This is a genomic window from Flavobacterium saccharophilum (genome assembly GCF_900142735.1).
GTDB lineage: Bacteria > Bacteroidota > Bacteroidia > Flavobacteriales > Flavobacteriaceae > Flavobacterium > Flavobacterium saccharophilum.
Map to the genome: position 1 here is coordinate 261,784 of NZ_FRBY01000001.1, position 20,305 is coordinate 282,088.

At 35.8% G+C, this 20,305-nt stretch carries 11 protein-coding genes; 3 read left to right on the forward strand and 8 right to left on the reverse strand.

All coding sequences use genetic code 11. The features are described 5' to 3' along the window. The 7 genes from BUA98_RS01155 to BUA98_RS01185 form a co-directional block, all read right to left on the reverse strand. A complete protein-coding gene (locus BUA98_RS01155) occupies positions 1 to 2,157 on the reverse strand; it encodes a glycoside hydrolase family 3 C-terminal domain-containing protein (protein WP_072969835.1) in 2,157 nt (718 codons plus the stop codon). Positions 2,158 to 2,288: 131 nt separating this feature from the next. Then, positions 2,289 to 4,295, reverse strand: a complete 2,007-nt coding sequence (locus tag BUA98_RS01160) for a glycoside hydrolase family 97 protein (RefSeq protein ID WP_072969836.1) — start codon at positions 4,293 to 4,295, stop codon at positions 2,289 to 2,291. 172 nt (positions 4,296 to 4,467) lie between these two features. Next, positions 4,468 to 6,861 (reverse strand): glycoside hydrolase family 31 protein, encoded by a 2,394-nt coding sequence (locus BUA98_RS01165; protein WP_072969837.1) that lies wholly within the window; start codon positions 6,859 to 6,861, stop codon positions 4,468 to 4,470. A 21-nt stretch (positions 6,862 to 6,882) separates the two neighbouring features. Beyond that, a complete protein-coding gene (locus BUA98_RS01170; RefSeq protein WP_072969838.1) occupies positions 6,883 to 9,360 on the reverse strand; it encodes a glycoside hydrolase family 2 TIM barrel-domain containing protein in 2,478 nt (825 codons plus the stop codon). 217 nt (positions 9,361 to 9,577) lie between these two features. Continuing rightward, positions 9,578 to 10,987, reverse strand: a complete 1,410-nt coding sequence (locus BUA98_RS01175) for a hypothetical protein (RefSeq protein ID WP_072969839.1) — start codon at positions 10,985 to 10,987, stop codon at positions 9,578 to 9,580. Positions 10,988 to 11,010: 23 nt separating this feature from the next. Continuing rightward, positions 11,011 to 12,585 (reverse strand): RagB/SusD family nutrient uptake outer membrane protein, encoded by a 1,575-nt coding sequence (locus BUA98_RS01180; protein ID WP_072969840.1) that lies wholly within the window; start codon positions 12,583 to 12,585, stop codon positions 11,011 to 11,013. An 11-nt stretch (positions 12,586 to 12,596) separates the two neighbouring features. Then, positions 12,597 to 15,710: a SusC/RagA family TonB-linked outer membrane protein gene (locus BUA98_RS01185; RefSeq protein ID WP_072969841.1), complete on the reverse strand. Its 3,114-nt coding sequence runs from the start codon at positions 15,708 to 15,710 to the stop codon at positions 12,597 to 12,599. Positions 15,711 to 16,214: 504 nt separating this feature from the next. On the opposite strand from BUA98_RS01185, the gene BUA98_RS01190 reads away from it, so the two are divergent. The 3 genes from BUA98_RS01190 (at position 16,215) to lepA (ending at position 19,647) form a co-directional block, all read left to right on the forward strand. Beyond that, positions 16,215 to 16,931 carry an NUDIX hydrolase gene (locus tag BUA98_RS01190; protein ID WP_072969842.1) on the forward strand — a complete coding sequence of 239 codons (717 nt, stop codon included), beginning with the start codon at positions 16,215 to 16,217 and terminating at the stop codon, positions 16,929 to 16,931. Between the two features lie 23 nt (positions 16,932 to 16,954). Continuing rightward, positions 16,955 to 17,686: an NUDIX hydrolase gene (locus BUA98_RS01195; protein ID WP_072969843.1), complete on the forward strand. Its 732-nt coding sequence runs from the start codon at positions 16,955 to 16,957 to the stop codon at positions 17,684 to 17,686. A gap of 164 nt (positions 17,687 to 17,850) precedes the next feature. Beyond that, positions 17,851 to 19,647 (forward strand): translation elongation factor 4, encoded by a 1,797-nt coding sequence (gene lepA, locus BUA98_RS01200; protein ID WP_072969844.1) that lies wholly within the window; start codon positions 17,851 to 17,853, stop codon positions 19,645 to 19,647. Positions 19,648 to 19,737: 90 nt separating this feature from the next. Here the strand turns inward: lepA and BUA98_RS01205 are convergent, their stop codons facing one another. Continuing rightward, positions 19,738 to 20,232, reverse strand: coding sequence for a hypothetical protein (locus BUA98_RS01205; protein ID WP_072969845.1), 495 nt, complete (start codon positions 20,230 to 20,232; stop codon positions 19,738 to 19,740). Between the last annotated feature and the right edge of the window lie 73 nt (positions 20,233 to 20,305).

Genomic DNA, 20,305 nt, shown 5'->3' on the forward strand with positions numbered 1-20,305 from the left:
TTATTTGACAGTTATTTTTTTAGTAAGAAGAATGTTATCTGAAGCATTTCCTATCTGAATTTCAATTGAATTATTTTCTAACTCAAATTGTTGTTTAGCTGTATTCCAATATTCCAGATCTTTGGCTTTTAATATCAATGAAACATTTTTGGTTTCTCCGGCTTTAAAGAAAACTCTCTGAAATGCTTTCAATTCTTTTTCCGGACGTTCTACTTTTGAATCCAATTGTTTTACATATAATTGAATTACCTCGTCTCCATCTTTATTTCCAGTATTGGTAACTGAAACCGTGATTTTTACTTCGCCATTTTTAGTAATACTTTCTAAATTGGTTTCAACTGAATTGTATTTAAAAGTGGTATAACTTAATCCATGACCAAAGGCGTATAAAGGTTTTCCTTTAAAATACATATAGGTTCTTCCATTTCTAATATTGTAATCCAATAATTCAGGCAGATCCGTAATGTTTTTTACCCAGGTTTGCGTTAAACGACCAGCCGGATTATAGTCTCCAAATAAAACATCTGCCAAAGCAGTTCCTGTTTCCTGACTGTTATTCGCCATGTGAACAATGGCCGGAACGTTTTCCTGTGTCCAGTTTATGGCGTAAGGAAAACTACTAATCAGGGCTACTACAGTTTTAGGATTGGCCTGATAGACAACTTTAATCAAATCTTCCTGCTCTAAAGTCAGCGACTGACGATCGACAGCTTCTTTACCTTCACTTGGAACCGGACAATTTGCCCAGCCCGCATTACAAACCGGATGATTTCCGACTATAACAATAACTGCATCTGCTTTTTTAGCTATTTCAGCCGCTTTGCCGTCTACATTATTTTTAGCATATAGAATTTCAACATTGCTGCCCAATTTCTTTTTTATTCCCTCCAAAGGTGTGATAGTATAGGGAGGTGTTCCGCTGTACCAGTCCAAAAGCACTTCGTCTGCGCGATTCCCGATTATGGCAATTGTTTTTAATTTATCTTTTTGAAAAGGCAAAAAATTAGAATCATTTTTAAGCAAAACAATTGATTTTTGAGTTGCTTCTAAAGCGATTTTTTTATGCGCCTCGGTTTTCCATGGATCAATAGTATCTTTTCCTGTTCCGATTTTTGCATACGGATTTTCATCTGAAACATCCAACATTCCGAGTTGAATCATCACTCTGTAATTCCCACGAATAACAGCATCGATATCTTTTTCCTTTAAATAACCATGCGAAAGAGCACCATAAACACCTTCTGTATAATCATCCAGGAACTGATTGATTCCGGCTTTTATAGCTGCAGCAGCACCCAGATATTTATCAGCATAATATTTATGATCTGAAAGCAATAATTTGAATGCGCCTCCATCGGTACAAATTATTCCGTTTTGTCCCCATTCTTTTTGGGTAATGTTTTTCAGCATTGGATGTACCATTGCCGGAATTCCGTTTACTTTATTGTAGGCCGCCATGTAAGCACGCGATCCTCCATCAACAACTCCCATTTGAAAAGGCAAAGCATAATATTCTCTCCATAATCTTTCATCAAAATCAGATGAAGTATACGTTCTCCCGTCTTCATTACTGTTGGCTAAAAAGTGTTTCATTAAGGAAGCCGTCTGCCAATATTTTGGATTATTTCCCTGCAACCCTTTTACGAAGGCAACGGTCATTTTTCCGTTAAAAAAAGCATCTTCCCCATAACTTTCTTCGGTACGTCCCCAGCGTGGATCTCTTGCGATATCAGCATTTGGAGCACGAACGACTAATCCGCCGCGCTGGTATTTCTGAAAAGCATATCGCGTTTCGTAACCCTCAACATTGGCCACTTTCTGAAGTAGATCGACATCCCAGGTTTCTCCCAAACCGTAAGCCTGTGGAAAAGTGGTGGTTGTAATAGGCTGTTTGTTTTTTCCGCCCCATTCTGCCGGTCCGCCCAATGCCAAACCGTGCAATCCTTCTACATGACCTGTTCCCGCAACGCCTAATCTTTTTATCGACGGATTCGTGCTTAAGGCCTGAATCTTTTCATCGAGCGTCATCAATGACAACAAATTATCAATACGCTTTTCAGTATCTAATTTAGAATCCTGAAAGGGATATTGCTTTTGCTGCGCCAATATTAAATTGACTGACAAAAGAAAAACGATATGCAGAATGAGATTTTTCATTTAAAAAAATTGTGGTTACTAAACCCGGATTTGAAAATCCTGGTTTGAAATTTTTATAAATTATAATTTTGGAAATCGTCGCGTAAAGAATACCTAACAGGTTTTAAAAACCTGTTAGGATATCAAATTAATTATAGTTTTTTGAATCTTATTGCTGTTCCGCCAGCACCGCCTAAATGCAATTTTAATACATCTGAAGCTTTTACTGTTTTCTTAGAAATCGCGATTTCAGCCGGATTATGTGTTTCATCTGTTCCTTCTGCATCAGCATAAATCTGAGCTTCGTAAGTTGCATTTGGATCTAAGAATGACAAAGCAACATTTACGTCTCTTGCTTTTTCGTTTGTAATAGTTCCTAAATACCAATCGGCACTGTTTCTGTCTTTACGCGCTGTAGTGATGTATTCTCCAATTTTCCCTTCCAATACTTTTGTATCTTCCCAATCAGTTGGAACATCTTTTAAGAATTGTAAAGCTGGTTTTCCTTCATAGTTTTCAGGCAAATCGGCCATCATCTGGATTGGTGCATAAATCGTTACGTATAACGCCAATTGCTGCGCTGCAGTTCCGTGTACTCTTTTTCCAGGGAAGCCTTGTTTTACTTCTACATCAAAAATTCCAGGTGTGAAGTCCATTGGACCTGAAAGCAATCTTGTAAACGGAATAATCGTTAAGTGATTAGGTGGATTTCCTTCGCTCCAGGCGTTATACTCTTGTCCACGTGCCGCTTCTCTCGAAACCATGTTCGGAAAAGTTCTTCTTTCTCCGGTATCTTTTATAGATTCGTGGTATAAAACAGCTAAATCATATTGTGCTGCTTTTTCTAAAATATATCTGAAATAATTTACTCCAAATTGTCCGAAATGATTTTCTTTCATGTTCAATTTAGAACCTACGTGACCAATTTTAACCGAATGCATTCCTAATTTCTTGTACAAGGCAAAACCTTCGTCTACTTCTTTTAAATAGTTGATTAAGTTTGAACCCGTTTCATGGTAACCAATAAGAGCTACACCTTTTTTGTTTCCGTATTCCACCACTTTTTCTAAGTCGAAATTGTCGGCACTTTTTGTGAAACTGAACATATGCATGTGGTTTTCATACCATGCTGGTGTCCAACCTTTATTCCAGCCTTCAATCAATAAATGATGAAATCCTTCTTTGGCTGTAAAATCAATATATTCTTCGGCATGTTTGGTTGTTGCTCCTTGTTTGTCGCTTTCCCAAAAAGTATATTTCCCGATGTGCATTCCCCACCAAATTCCGAAGTATTTGTATGGTTGAAAATAACTTGCTGTATTTTTTAATTTGTTTGGTTCGTTAAGATTTAAAATCAAATAAGAAGTAATTAAATCTGCCGGAGTTTCTCCAATTTGAAGTGTTCTCCAGGAAGAAGTAAACGTATCTTTTACACGAACTTTTACACCATCTGCCCAAGGCACTAAATCTGATTTCAATTGTGTTCCGGTTGTGTTAACCAAAGTCATACTGGCAAAATCTACCAAATTGGCTTCATGAAAACTCAAAGCCAATCCGCTTTTACTTTCGATTGTAAGCGGTGTCAAAACAGTATCTAACGTACTTACCGGAGCATCTTTAAAAAGATATTCGTCACGGTTTTCTCTGTTGGCTGGAATCCACCATGCTTTTCCATCTTCTTTTAAGTTAAAAGTCGTTTTTTCATCCATAATGAAAATACTGTCTTTTACATTTTGCTTTGGATACACATATCTAAAAGCGATTCCGTCATCAAAAGCACGAAATTGAATTTCTAATTTGCGTTTGTTTCCGCTTTTTTGCTGTAACTCAACTGAAAGCTGATTGTAATGATTTCTGATGTTTTTCTTTTCTCCCCAAACCTGTTCCCAAGTTTCATCAAATGAAGTATTTTTTACATTTTTGATTTCGAAGTCAGAACTTAAGTTTTCATTTCCTTTTAATAAAAACCCCATATCTGATGGCGTAATCACCTCGGTTTTTCCGTGTGAAACAGCATATTTTGGAGCATTTTTTACCAGCTCGAATTTGATTTTATTCTGCCCGTTCGGCGAAGCCAATTCGTAAGCGTTTTTATTTTTCTGACTGTATCCAATCGTAATGGAAAGCAGTACGGCGGAAAGAACTAGATTTTTTTTCATGATATTTTTTCTTGAATTCTCAAATAAATCGGATGAGGCGCTCAAAACTTCATCCGATTTAAAAACTAAACTAAAACTTATTTTTTATCCTGTTAGGGATGTTTTTTTGCCACGAATCACTAATTATCCCAAATTTAATTCGTGTAATTCGTGTAATTCGTGGCAAAACTTTTTATTTAATCCACTCTGTTTTAAAAGTGGTTTTTCCGTTTAATGGGTTTGCATTTACGTCAAAATTGTTTCCGTTTTTGCTCACTTTAATTTCTTGTACAGCATCACCATCCGGTAAAAATACTTTGGCTGTCGCCGAAGTTGTTTTATCACTTGCATATACTTTCAGCGTTAATTTGCTCCAGTCCATATCTTTTGTTGATTGTGCCAAAGCGATATGAGGCAATGCTGTTCCGTCTTTTACTAAAACCACAATTGGCACTTCGCCCGCTTTGATTTTATGCCACCCTGATTGGTATACTTTTTTAGTTTGGTAATCAATCCATGTTCCTTCCGGAAGATAAACATCTCTTTCTGTTACTTCTTCAAAAAGTGGAGCAACCAACATACTTGATCCGAATAAATATTCGTTATCTACTAACCATGCTCCCGGATCATTTGGATATTCTACAAATAAAGCACGCATCATTGGTAAACCTTTTTGTGAACTTTCTTTTGCCTGAGCGTAGATGTATGGCATTAATTCATAACGCATATTATCTGCTTTTCTAAATCCTTCTAAGAAATCTTTGCTGTACAACCAAGGTTCGCGCGGAGGTTCACCATGGCTTCTTACGTGTGAAGTAAACATTCCGAACGGCGCCCATCTTCTGTATAAATTCTCAGGCGATTTTGTTGCAAATCCACCCACATCATGACTCCAGAAACTGAATCCGCTTAATCCTAATGAAAGTCCGCCTCTTAATTCAGCCGACATCGCACCATTTGAAGTTTCAGCATCTCCACCCCAGTGTAAAGGGTAACGCTGCGATCCTGCCCACGTACTTCTTGCCCAGATTAAAGTATAGCCTTTTTCTTTCTGCGTAATTTCAGCAACAGCTTTATTGTATCGTAATGGGTATAAATTATGTTCGTAGAAACCTGTTCTTCCTGAATGGTAAATTCCGTCTGGCGGAGCAGCTTCTCCAAAATCAACTTTAAAAACAGAAACACCCTGATCGAATAATTTCTTCAATTTTGATTGATACCAAGTGACAGTTTCCGGGTTTGAGAAATCTAAAACAGCATCTTCGTAAGGAAGGTTTCCTTTACGGTCTCTTACTGCTAAGTTTTTTTCCATGATTTCAGGAAACAAGGTATTCTTTGGTGTGAAATACGGCAATTGCCATAAACATACATGGAAACCATCGTCTTTTAAATCCGACATCATTTTTTGCGCATCCGGGAAACGAGATTTTGCAAACTCGTAATTGTTTCTCCAGTCTACATCAAACCAACCTGTATCAAAATGTATTACATCAGTTGGGATTTTATATTTACGTAAATCTTTGGCAACTTCTCTTCCTTCTTTTTCAGTGAAATAAGTGATTCGGCTCATCCAGAAACCAAACGACCAAAGTGGTGGCATCGCTGCTTTTCCGGTCAAATCTGTATATTGATCTAAAATATCTTTTGGTTCTCCGATAAAGAAAAACAAATCGGCTTCGTCATCTCCAATATACATTTCGTTGGCACTTCCAAAGTATCTTCCAAAATCAACCGTAATGGGTGTTGAATGGTGCATGAAAACGCCGTAACCACGGCTACTCATGTAAAACGGAACCGGTTTGTACATCGTTTCATTCTGGATTCCATTCGCGTCATCCGTCCATAAAACTACTTTTTGTCCGCGTTTGTTGAATTGTGTGAATGATTCTCCACAACCAAATATTTTCTCGTCTGGTTCTAAGCTAAAAGCAGCGCCCATACTTCTGGAGTAATCACTGTTTCTGCGAACATATGAGAACGGAAGTGTTGGTGTATAGGTATTTTTGAAATCTGAATCATGAAGCGTACTCGTCAATAATTTTCCAGTTTCATCATAGATTTTTACGTGCCATGGTTTTGTCAAAATTTCAACTCTTCCATGTTTACTCGTATAACTGTGACCACCTTCGATTTTAGAATATTTCCATAATTCAGGATGATTTGGCGCAATGCCGTTAATCAACATTAAAGACTCTTTTTCCGGATGAAATTGTGGTCCGGAAGTGGTTTTGATTCGGATCGTTCTGTCTGAAACAAACTGAATCTGGAAAGGCAATTCAGGCGAAACATCATATTCCGTTGTTGGAAATTCGTTTGATTTCTCCACATCAGGTTTCATCATCATATTGTTGAAAGCCTGACGCGTTTTGTAATTGTATCTCAAATATTTTATAGTCCCTTTTCCGGTTGCCGGATCAAAACCAGTTAATTCATCAGCAAAATAAAAAGTGTTCAGGTAATTCTGAAAATCTTTACTGATGTCTACTGGAGCATTCAAAACATCTGCGTTTTGAATTTGTGCCGATGCTTTTGGCGTCGCTAACAATCCCAGGAATAGAGATAAAGAAGCTATTTGTATTTTTTTCATCGTGTATCTTTTACTTTTATTTTATTCAGCTGTAATTACAATTGTTGCGGGTTTTAATCCGTTCGCTTTAGCGGTTAATTCTAATCTTCCTGTTTTATCAGTAGATTGAACTATTACTAAACATTTTCCATTTAAGGCTGTGTGCTTGGATCCTTTGTACGGTTCATGACTTACCGGATCTCCACTGCAAACACCTACTATTTTTCCGTTTCCTTTTAAAGAGAAATTGATTTCATTATTTGCGTTTGGTACTAAAACGCCTTTTGCATCTAAAATATCGACGGTTATAAATGATAAATCATTTCCATCTGCTTTAATATTGCTTCTGTCTGCCGTTAATTTTAAGTTGTCTGGATTTCCAGCCGTTTTGATTTCCGTTTCTAAAACAGTTTTTCCATCTTTACGCGAAACCGCTTTTAATGTTCCCGCCTGAAAAGGAATTCTCCACATTACATGAAGATCATCTCCTTTTTTACTTCTGATTCCGACTGATTTTCCATTTAAGAAAAGTTCAACCTCATCCGCTTTATTATAATACGCCCAAACATCAACGGTTTGTCCGGCTTTCCAGTTCCAGTGTGGAAAAATATGCAGCACCGTTTTATCTGTCCATTCACTTTGGTACATATAATAAACATCTTTTGGAAAACCGGCTAAGTCTACAATTCCGAAATAGGAACTGATTGACGGCCATTCGTAAGGAGTTGGTTCTCCTATGTAATCGAAACCTGTCCAGATATACATTCCGGAAAGGAAATCGTGTTTTTTAATTACTTTCCAAGTTGCTTCGTGCGTTGATCCCCAAGGCGTCTGCACCTGATCGTAAGCTGAAACAGTATTGCCTGGATTTCCTCCTTCAAATTTTTTATCCCAACTAACCGGCCATTTTTTAATGGTGTCTGAAACCGAATCATAATACCCGCGAGTTTGTAAACCTGAAGTAGTTTCGGTTGCAATGAAAGGTGTATTTGGAAAGTTTTTTAGGTGATGTTCGTACGTTTGATGTGCATAATTGTATCCAATTAAGTCTAAAACACCAGATGCGGCAAGCGGATTAATCGATACATTGTTTTTCTCAAACTGTAACGTCACTTCATCAATATTCATATTAACCGGCGGATTCATTGCTGCCGTAAGCGGACGCGTTTTATCATATTGACGTGTAATTGCCGCTAATTCTTTTGCGATTTTCACACCATTTTCGTTCCATTGTTCCGGAATTTCATTTCCGATGCTCCAAACAAAAATACTTGGGTGATTACGGTCGCGAAGCAATTGATCGATTAAATCTTTCTTATGCCATTTATCCCAGTCATTTCCGTAATCGTATTTTGTTTTGGTTTGTTTCCACATATCAAAAGCCTCATCCATAACAATGAAACCCATTTTATCGCAAAGGTCTAAAAGCTCAGGAGCTGGAGGATTATGAGAAGTCCTTATTCCGTTAACGCCCATTTCTTTTAAGATTTCTAATTGACGTTCAATGGCACGTGTATTGATTGCAGCACCTAACGGACCTAAATCATGATGCATACAAACACCTTTGATTTTAACTTGTTTTCCGTTTAAAATAAAACCTTTGTTCAAATCAAATTTAAAATCTCTGATTCCGAAATTGGTTTTGTATTGATCGACCATTTGATCATCAACAGCAATTTCTGTAACTGCGGTGTATAATTCCGGTTTTTCAACTGACCATAAAATTGGAGTTTCAACTTCTGCAGATTGTTTGATGGTTTGATTCGTATTTGCACCAATCGTTATATTTTGAGTAACGGATGTTACTTTAGTGTCTTCTTTAAAAATAGTAGTGGTTACTGTTGCTTTTTTTGAAGCCGAATTTTGATTCTGAATGGTAGTTTCAAAATTTACTGAAGCTTTTTCGGCAGTAACTTTTGGGGTGGTAACGTAAGTTCCCCATTGACCAACATGAAGTTTGTCAGTAGTTTCGATCCAGACGTTTCTAAAAATTCCTGAACCAGAATACCAGCGTGAATTGGGTTGCTTTGAATTGTCAACCTTAACAATTATTTCGTTGTTTTTGTCTCCGTAATTTAAGTAAGGAGAAATTTCATATTGAAAACCAATATATCCGTTTGGGCGTTTTCCTAAATAATGTCCGTTTACCCAAACTTCACTGTTTCTGTAAACTCCATCAAAAATGATTGAAGTTACTTTGCTGCTGTCTTCAACAGCAACTTTAAAAGTTTTTTTGTACCAGCCTAAACCTCCGTTTAACGCTCCTCCGCCATAACCGGCCGGGCTTTTTTCATCAAATTTCCCTTCAATACTCCAATCATGAGGAACATTTAAAGTTCTCCATTTTGTTGAAGATCCAATAGTGTCTTTATCTATGATGCTATCATTTAGATGAAAACTCCAATTGGAATTAAAAGAGATTTTTCTAGAAGTAAAAACATCATTGTTCCCTTTACTGCAACTCAAAAGTGCAAAAAGCGAAAAAAGAATAAGTGTTTTAAAAAGGTTTGAATATTTCATTATTTCTTAAATGGTTTAAAGTATATAAATGTATCGATAAGTGTTTAAAATACACCACCTATCGATACATTATATTATTACTCTTTAGTTCTACATTTCTTCGTTAAAAACAGATCCTAAATATTCTGGAATTGCTACCAGGAGTTTAGTGTTAATTCTAACTCCTGGTAGCTAATAACCTTTTAAAAACCAAAATGTATTACTATTTAATTCAATTTTAATTTAAGACAAAATGGAAAACCATATATTCACTCTTGCTTGGATCTCTTTTTCCAAACCAGATATCCGTAACAACATTTCCAGTTTTTGCAGTTTTCACGATTTTCCACTGGTTCTCTTCTGTAGTAGAAACTGATGCCCAAGAACTTCCTATTGGGAATGTTGGTGAAATACCGCTAAATGTGATAATGTTAGTACCTGCTTCTGTAGCATAAGTACCTGATTTTGTTACACCATTGCTATCTACAGTTGATACTTTACCATCGTTTGAGAAACTTATTTTGTTTTTAACAACGTTTGTTTGATCACTAGCAACATATCCTGTCCAACCTGCAGCTTCATAATCGGCAACAGAATTCCAATTGTTTAAAAGTGCACCATTCAAATCACTCCAGTTAAAAGGACTGTCTTTGCTTAAGCTCCATGTTTTAGTGGTTGTAGTTGTTGTTGATAATAGATCATCTACTGTTCCTCCATTTAAATCAATAGCCGGATTTGGATCTGCAACAACTGCTGGTACCCAATTATCACTATATTGTTTTGATATAAAGTTAAAAACAAGAGTCGCCGGACCTTCACAGCTGCCTTTTCTTAAAACACCAACCTGCAAAGTATTTTCAGTTAATGACATAATCTTCATCGATCTCCAATCAACAACACAATTTTCATTTTCATTAGGATGTAAAATAGTAGCATTAGAAGTAGTTAAGGTCTTTGCGTTAATATCCAGAAAATATGTTCCTGATTCTTTACCATAAGCTGGACTCATTTTATGATCTGTTGTTAAAAATGGACCTCCATCTAAACTAAATGTCATACTTCCGTAATCACCTTGAGCTGCAATCCATGTATTGCCTTTCCATTCCGGACTCCAATTCCAACAATCTGCACCATAACATCCATTATCACCACCTTCTAACCATGCGTTGTCAGTACCATAAAAATACATCGGTCCCATAAAATATTTTGAAACCCCATCAGCATTTAAATCTAAATACCATGTTTTTGATTTTCCTACTCCGCCAGAAAGTAAATTCCACAAAGGATCGTTTACATAGTTTAAATTATCCTTAGTAACGGTAATCGTTACAGGATCTAATTCAACAATACCACCTCCGGTTACAGCTGTAACTTTTATAGTATAATTTCCTTTAAAGGCATATTTTACCGTTTCAGTAGCCTTGTCTGATTTTCCAGTTACATAATCCCAGGTTAAGATAACGCCTGGGGTTGTGTTTTTCATTATGACAGTATTTCCACCTGGATCTGCTACAAAATCCTGAGTAATTTCAAACTTAATATCTGATTTGTTCATCTGACCATCTAACGAATAAGTTTCAGGAGAACAAGATGATAGTAACATTACCAACATCAAAAATGACGTCATTAATAATTTAATATTTTTCATTTTCTTATATTTTTTAATTAAAATTACCAACCGGCATTTTGTTTTAATACTCCATTTGACAATGTAATCTGAGTATTCGGAATCTGCTGTAATCCTTTTGTTGCCTGAATTTTAGCAGCCGTAATTGTTTTTGTTCCAGCAACTCCTCCACTTAATAAAGTAGTCGTTTCAGCAATAGTCGAAGAAGCTGTTCCAATTCCCTGACGTAATAAATCCCAGTATCTAACACCTTCAAGTGCAAACTCTAAATGTCTTTCTTTCAAAATATTTTCAGCAGTAACAGGTAAAGTTGAAAAACTCTCTTTATAAGCTCTTTTTCTTACTTCATCAAAATAAGCCTGAGAATTTCCGCTTCCTAATTCAGCTGCCATTAACAGTACGTCAGCATATCTCAACACCACATAATCCTGAAATTGACTAATATCCCAAAATTGACTACCCATAGTTAACGGAAGATCTTTTCCATCTTTGTCTACCATTGGAGCATATTTTTTGTTGTAGTAACCTGTATATTCTCTTTGGCTGTTTATTTTATCAAAATCAATATCTTCTTCTTCAATTCCAATCATAGTTGAGACACGTCTTGTATCATTGGAATTATAAGCATTCCATAATTTAGAATTTACGGTAATACCCCAACCACGTCCGTAAGGGTAAGAAGAGTATTCTCTCATTCCAAACATTACCAACCAATGGTTACCATCTGTATTTCCGTTATAATCACTTGTAAAAGTATATTTTATAGCAAATACGTTTTCTTTATTATTTTCACCTGCATATTTATCAACAGAAGCTGCTGGCCAAAGTGTTGAGAAATCAGCCACTAAACCATGTCCGCTATTTGCAATAACATTTTCTAAATGACCTAAAGCCTGAGCTTTAGTAACTACTCCTGCTAAATCAGCTTTTCCATAATAACCTGTATAGTATAAATAAACACGTCCTAATAAAGATTTCGCTGCCCATTTCGTGATACGTCCGCTTGTTGTAGCATTATAGGCTACTGAAGGTAAATTGTCTGAAGCAAAAACCAAATCTTCTGCGATCGCTTTATAAACTTCATCTGGATTTGCCTGTGGAATATTCTCAGTCGAAGGCGCTGTTAGTAAAGGAATATTTCCCCATAAACGAACCATTTCAAAATAAAGATAAGCTCTGATAAATCTGGTTTCAGACTCATACGTATTTCTCAAGGCTGTGTCTCCATCCCATTGGATCTGATCCATTTTAGTTAGAAACACATTGCAACGATAAAGTGCTTTATAATATGCTATCCAGTTATTATTTAACATGTCTACATCTGAAGGTGAACGTGTAATATCAAATTCATCTATAGCTGCGTAGTTGTAACCATCTGAGGCACCAGTTCCGCCAAAACAATCGTCTGACATTACCTCACTGATAACCGGAACTCCCAAACCAGAAGCGCCAGTTGCAACTTGCATACCATCATAACATCCTACTAAAGCAGCATAAGCATCATCTTTAGTTTTGAAAAAATTTGTATCTGTTTGTTGTGTTAAAGGCTCTGTTTCTAAACTGCAAGAACCCAGAGACAATAAGCTAAAACAGAAAATATATAAATATGTATTTTTCATTTTTTTATTTATTAAAGTTTAACATTTAATCCCAACATGAATGTTCTTGGTCTTGGGTAATACCCTACGTCAACACCTGATGAAAATTTCTGATCATTATTTGAAGAACCAAATCCAATTTCAGGATCCATACCATCATATTTTGTAAAAGTGTAAAGATTTAATACTGAGAAGTACATTCTAAACTGACTTGCAAAAAATGGTTTTGATTGCTTCATTTTCGCTAAATCAAATCCTAATGTAATCGTACTGATTCTGAAGAAATCTCCATCCTGAACATATAAGTCAGAAAATTGAGTGAAGTTTCTGTTGTCTTCAGTTACTCTCGGCATTGTGTTTGAAGAACCTTCTCCATGCCAACGGCTTAATATTGCAGAAGTATAATTTCCGTAAGCACCCGCCTGGTTTCTATAAGACTGAACGATTTGGTTTCCGGCAACACCGTTCCCCATAGCTGAGAAATCAAAAGCTTTGTAACTAGCAGAAATAGATAAACCAAAAGTAAAATCAGGATTTGGGTTTCCAATACTTGTTTTATCAGATGCATCTATTTTATCATCACCGTTAACATTTTGATAAATAAGATCTCCCGGAGCTGCATTTGGCTGCAACACTACACCGCTGGCTGATTTATAATTATTGATTTGTTCCTGATTTTGAAAAACACCTCCAGTTTTGTATCCCCAGAAATAACCTAATGGGAATCCGTTTTGTGCTCTGTAGAATTCACCTGCATTATCATAAAGTTCATTACTTAAACCGTGAATGATTCCATCTGCATTAGGAATTTTACCAACTTCATTTTTATTATAAGCACCGTTTGCACTGATGGTATAATTAAAATCTCCAATTTTATTCTGGTAGTTTAAACTTAACTCTGCCCCTTTGTTAACTACATCACCACCATTAATAAATGGAGCATCGGCACCAGCAGTGGCTAAGATTGGAGCTAAAATTAACCAGTCTTTATTCGTTTTTTTGTAGACATCAAAATTTACACTTAATGCGTTGTCTAAAAATCTGGCATCAAAACCAAGGTCAATTTGTTCTGAAGTTTCCCATTTTAAATTAGGATTTGCTATGTTTTGCAAATAACTTCCCGGAGTTAATACACCTTCTTCGTCACCAAAACTATAGTTAGTAGTATTTGATTTTACAAGTGCTAAATATTGGAAAGAACGAATACTTTGATTTCCTACCTGACCCCAGCTTGCTCTTAATTTAAAGAAGTTTAGTGCTTTTGAATCTCTTAAAAATTCTTCGTTTGAAACTACCCAACCACCAGATACAGATGGGAAATAACCCCATTGATTTCCAGGAGCAAATTTTGACGAACCATCTGCTCTAAGCGTTGCATTTAACAAATAAGTTTCTTTGTAGTTATAATTTAATCTTCCAAAGTAAGACATTAATATATTCTCAAACTTACTTCCTTTCATAGACATTCTTGCACCATCCTTATTGGTAGTATTATCTATCCAGGCGTGCTCTAAATCGTTAAAAACAGAATCTGCATTGGCTGCTTCTATAGAACTTTGATCGTATTTAATATAAGAAGTACCAGCCATAGCTTCAAAATGATGATTGTCAGCTACATTAAATTTATATGTTAGCAAATTATCCCAGTTGATACTTTTGCTTTTAAACATATTTTGATTTACTCTGTCAAAAGCACTATTTGCGTAAATTGATAATTGATATACCGGAGAGTAAGAATGCCCTTCGCTAACATTATAATCAAGACCTAAAGTTGTTCTAAGTGTAAGGTTTTTTATAGGTTGAATTTGCAAATAAACGTTCCCTAATAATTTTTGATTATTACTCTCATTTTGATTATTGTAAGTCATCAAAGCATAAGGATTTGCAACACCTGTTAACCATGGCTCATTGTCATTGCTAGTATCGTAAAAATTACCATTTTCGTCATACATTGGTAATAATGGTGTTGCCTGAAAAGCTCCTCTCAAAGAGTTGCTGTATTGATTTCCAACACCAATTCCATTTTTGTCAACATAGGCAAAACTTAAATTTTCTCCTATAGTAACGACATCTTTATACAGTTTATGTTCTGAATTGAATCTGAAATTGTAACGGTCATAATTCGACAAATCTTTTCCACCAACAATTCCTTCTTGTCCTAAGTAAGACAATGAAGTAGAATAAACAGAAGTATCTGAACCACCTGATGCGCCAAAAGCGAAATTCTTAGTAGCTGCATTATCAGTAAACATTTTGTCCATCCAGTTTGTTCCTGATCCTAATGCTGCAATTTGATCATTTGTAAAATAAGGAGCTTTACCTGAATTTACGGCTGCTTCATTTAAAATGACACCATATTCTGTTGCATCGAGCAAATCTACTTTTCTTGCTACAGACTGAACGCCATAATACTGATCAAATGTAATTTGTCCTGCACTACCTTTCTTACCCTTTTTTGTTGTTACTAAAATAACACCGTTTGAAGCTTGTGAACCATAGATTGCAGCTGAAGCGGCGTCTTTTAAAACAGAAATAGATTCGATATCTGAATTGCTCAAATAAGAAATATCACCTGTTAATATTCCATCAACAACATAAAGCGGACTGCTGCCTCCAATTGAACCAGCCCCTCTGATAACCACATTCAAACCTTCTCCCGGTTGTCCTGAAGTAGAAGTAATCTGAAGTCCGGCGGCCTGTCCCTGAAGTGCCTGAAGTGCATTTGTTGTATTTGTTTTGGCAAGATTTTCACCGCTAACCTGCGTAACAGCATTGGTTACAAGTGTTTTCTTTTGCGAGCCATACCCTATAACAACTACTTCTTTAAGTTCTGCAGTTTCTTCCTGCAACTTCACATTAACAGTTTGCTGCGTTCCTACTGTTACTTTTTGACTTTTGAATCCAATAAAAGAGAATACCAGCACATCACCGGCTTTTGCTTCTATTTTATAATTCCCATCAAAATCGGTTGAAGCACCGATTTTAGTTCCCTGTACTGCAACGCTTGCGCCAGGAATCCCCATTCCATCAACGCCCGATGTCACATTTCCACTTACAGCTCGGGATTGCGCCTGTGCAACGCCCGCCTGTATCATAAATAAGCTAAACAACAGCGCCGTACAAAACGAGGACATTGTTGTTTTCATACAATTTTTGCTTTTCATAATAAATAAAAGTTGGTTAAATTAAGTTAGTTACGGTTATATCTGATTAAAGTGTTCTTGCGTTCGTCAACAAAAAATATTTAATGGATAAGACTATTTTCGATTGCTTTTTTTACTACTAAAATTGTTCTTTTAAAACTTATAGTCAATTTGAACTTATCTTATGGTAAATTTGACTACAAGTGTAAAACTTTTTTTCTATATTAGCAAAATATTAAGGTTATTTTTTTCTAATTCGGATTTATGCAGATTCAATTTTACCGATCTGACAAGTTTATAGTCAAAAATGAAATAAATAATATCAAAAAAATACTGAATTATATTTTTGATAATCAATCATTTAAAGAATTCTGATTTTTAAATTCAATTTTATTCGGATTTCAAACAATTGAATATCAGATTTTTACTATGTTAAAAAAATATTAAGTAATCAACAAAGACACTTATGCATTTTATTTGTTTAATTTGTCGAAATTTCTATCGCACATGGATAAAAATATAACTGCCGATGCAATCATCAAAAGTGAACAGAACGCAATGAATGCGATCACGATTGACTGTGTCATATTTGGTTTTGATAAAGGAAGCTTAGAAGTCCTTTTAGTTCAACATGGCGAAGGAATCAGCAAAGGGAAATGGGGTCTTCCGGGAGGATGGATTTATAAAAAAGAAAGTACAGATAATGCAGCACATCGTTTATTAAATGAGCTTACCGGTCTTGATAATATTTATCTGGAACAGCTAAAAGCATTTGGAGATCCGGATCGTTTTCCGCTGCGACGCGTTATCACTATCGGATATTATGCTTTGGTAAAACGAGAAGACTATAATATTAAAGCCGGTTTTACAGCGGCTGATGCCAAATGGTATAAAATTGATGCTATTCCGGATTTAATTTATGATCACAACGAAATTCTGGCTTACAGTCTGAAACATCTGCAAAACAGAGTTCGTCAGGCCCCAATTGGTTTTAATCTTTTGCCTGAAAAGTTTACTTTATTACAGTTAATGCATCTATACGAAGAAATTTTAGGAATCGAAATGGACAAATCAAATTTCAGACGAAAAATCCTGCATATGAAATTATTGGTTGCTTTAGATGAAAAACAACAAGATGTTTCGCATAGAGCGGCAAAATTATATAAATTTGATCCGGAGATTTACAATAAACTAACCGAAAAAGGTTTCAATTTTGAATTTTAATAACACGCTGACACAAGCAAAGAATGGCATCATTACATCCTAAAGAAATTTCTAAAATCGATAATGTTTTACATAGTTCGACACCAGCAGTTGATGGAATTTCAATTGATTGCGTAATTTTTGGTTTTAAAAAAGGCAGCCTTGAAGTCCTTTTGGTACAGCATGCCAGTGGAGAAAGCGAAGGAAACTGGGGATTATTAGGTGGTTGGATGAAAAGAGAAGAAAGCGCCGATGATGCCGCACACAGAATTCTTTATGAACTTACTACTCTTGATAATATTTACCTGGAACAGCTAAAGGCATTTACAAATCCAAAAAGGGTTTTAGACCGTCGTATTGTAACTATTGGATATTATACTCTTGTAAACCAAGAAGATTATGATGTTAAAGCCAGTTTAGCAGTAAAGGAGGCAAGATGGTGCAGGATCAATGAAATTCCAGATTTGATTTTTGACCACAATGAAATCCTAGAATTTAGCTTAATGCAACTTCGTAACAGAGTGCGTCAAGCGCCAATTGGATTCAATCTTTTGCCTGAAAAATTCACTTTATTACAATTAATGCATTTGTATGAAGAAATTCTAGGAATTGAATTGGAAAAATCAAATTTCCGCAGAAAAATTCTGCATATGAAATTGTTAGTTGCCCTAGATGAAAAACAACAAGATGTTTCACACAGAGCCGCAAAATTGTACAAATTTGATCCTGATATTTACAAGAAACTGACTGAAAAAGGATTTAATTTTGAATTTTAAAGCCTGTTTTGAATTAGAGAATCCAACAATCAGACAACTACATTCCAGAATCCAAAACTTTGCGCTATCTTTGCGCCTTAATAACATGCTCTAACGCAATTGCTACAGGGCAAATTTATATCCGGAAATTACTAAAACTCGCATAAGAGAATTGAAATAATAAAATGAAGAAGATACGTAACTTTTGCATTATTGCACACATTGACCACGGTAAAAGTACACTGGCAGACCGATTATTGGGCGCTACACAAACCGTTACAGCTCGTGAAGAAAAAGCACAATTGCTTGACAACATGGACCTGGAGCGCGAGCGTGGAATCACCATTAAAAGTCACGCCATTCAAATGGAATACACTTATAAAGGCGAGGAATATATTTTAAATTTAATTGATACCCCTGGTCACGTTGACTTTTCATACGAAGTTTCACGATCTATTGCAGCTTGTGAAGGTGCGCTTTTGATTGTAGATGCTGCACAAAGCATTCAGGCACAAACGATTTCAAACTTATATTTGGCTTTAGAAAATGATCTGGAAATTATTCCGGTTTTGAATAAAGTTGATTTACCAAGTGCTAACCCGGAAGAAGTTAGTGATGATATTATCGATTTATTAGGATGTAAATTAGAAGATATTATTCATGCTTCAGGAAAAACAGGTTTTGGTGTTGAGAATATCTTAGCGGCCATTATCGAAAAAATTCCTGCTCCAAAAGGAAATGTTGACGAACCATTACAAGCATTGATTTTCGATTCACATTACAATCCGTTTCGTGGAATTGAGGTAATCTTCAGAGTTATGAATGGAGAAATTCGTAAAGGGCAAAAAATTAAATTCATGGCTACCGGCAATGAATATTTTGCTGATGAAGTTGGTACTTTAAAATTGAACCAAGTTCCAAAAAATGTTATTTCTACCGGAGATGTTGGTTATTTGATTTCGGGAATTAAAGAAGCAAAAGAAGTAAAAGTTGGTGATACATTAACAGATGCAAAAACACCAACTACTAATATGATTACTGGTTTTGAGGATGTAAAACCAATGGTATTTGCCGGAATTTATCCTGTTGATACGGAAGATTATGAAGATTTGCGTTCTTCTATGGAGAAATTGCAATTGAATGATGCTTCGTTAGTTTTTACACCTGAAAGCTCTGCAGCGTTAGGATTTGGTTTCCGTTGCGGATTCTTAGGTATGTTGCACATGGAAATTATCCAGGAACGTTTAGAGCGTGAGTTTGATATGACCGTAATTACTACAGTTCCTAACGTTTCGTATTTGGCTTACACCAAAAAAGATCCTGAAACTCCATTCGTAGTAAACAATCCTTCTGACTTACCTGAACCATCTCGTTTAGACAGAGTTGAAGAACCTTATATTAAAGCAACCATCATTACAAAAGCCGACTTCGTTGGAAACGTAATGAGTTTGTGTATCGAAAAACGTGGTCAAATTACCAACCAAACGTATTTGACTACAGAAAGAGTAGAATTGAATTTTGATATGCCTTTGGCCGAGATTGTATTTGATTTTTACGATCGTTTAAAAACCGTTTCTAAAGGTTACGCTTCTTTTGACTACTCTCCTATCGGAATGAGAACTTCAAAATTAGTTAAACTGGACGTTCTTTTGAACGCACAAACAGTTGATGCACTTTCAGCTTTGATTCACGAAGACAACGCTTATAACATCGGTAAAAAAATGACCGAAAAATTACGCGAACTAATTCCAAGACAGCAATTTGATATTCCGATTCAGGCGGCAATTGGAGCAAAAATTATCGCTCGTGAAACCATTAAAGCACTTCGTAAAGACGTTACCGCAAAATGTTATGGTGGAGATATTTCGCGTAAGCGTAAACTTTTAGAAAAACAGAAAAAAGGTAAAAAACGTATGAGACAGGTTGGAAACGTTGAGATTCCGCAAGAAGCGTTTATGGCTGTTTTGAAATTGAACGACTAATTCTTGTTTTAGAAAATAGAGGCAAGAGGCAAGAGCATAGAATATAGAATATAGAAAAACCCGATAACTTCGTTATCGGGTTTTTTGTTTTTATGCAATTGAGTTAGTAAATGTCCAACCTGATATTACGAGATCACGAACTACTTCGTTTGTTTCGGCTCCGTATTGTACCGTATAGATTCCTTTATTGGCAACATATCGTTCTGCTAATTTTGCTGCTCCGTAGATCCCTCCGAAGATGACCGTAAAAAGTCCCAGCATAAATACGAATGTGTTTAGATTCACAAAATTATAAAGCAAAAGGCCTAATAATAGAATAACAGAAACCATCGAAATGCTAATGGCTTTATTCCTTGCATCGGAATGAATCTCCTTGCAGGACTGGCATCTGGGTATTCCGATTAAGATTTTGGAATATTCTACAGATTTGTAAACAACGATATTAGTTTTATCGTCCTCCACAATAAGCGGTAAAAAATAACAGTCATTCATATTTTCCATTTCAGCCTTTCTGCAGTAGGCGCATCGGTGATCGTGAGGCTCAAATCTCTTATAAGCCTCGTCAAAGGTGTAATTTCTAATCATTTTATTTGGGGTTTAAAATTTAAAAATTAATCTTCAGCGGGAAATAATATTTAGACAAAACAAGTATTAATAC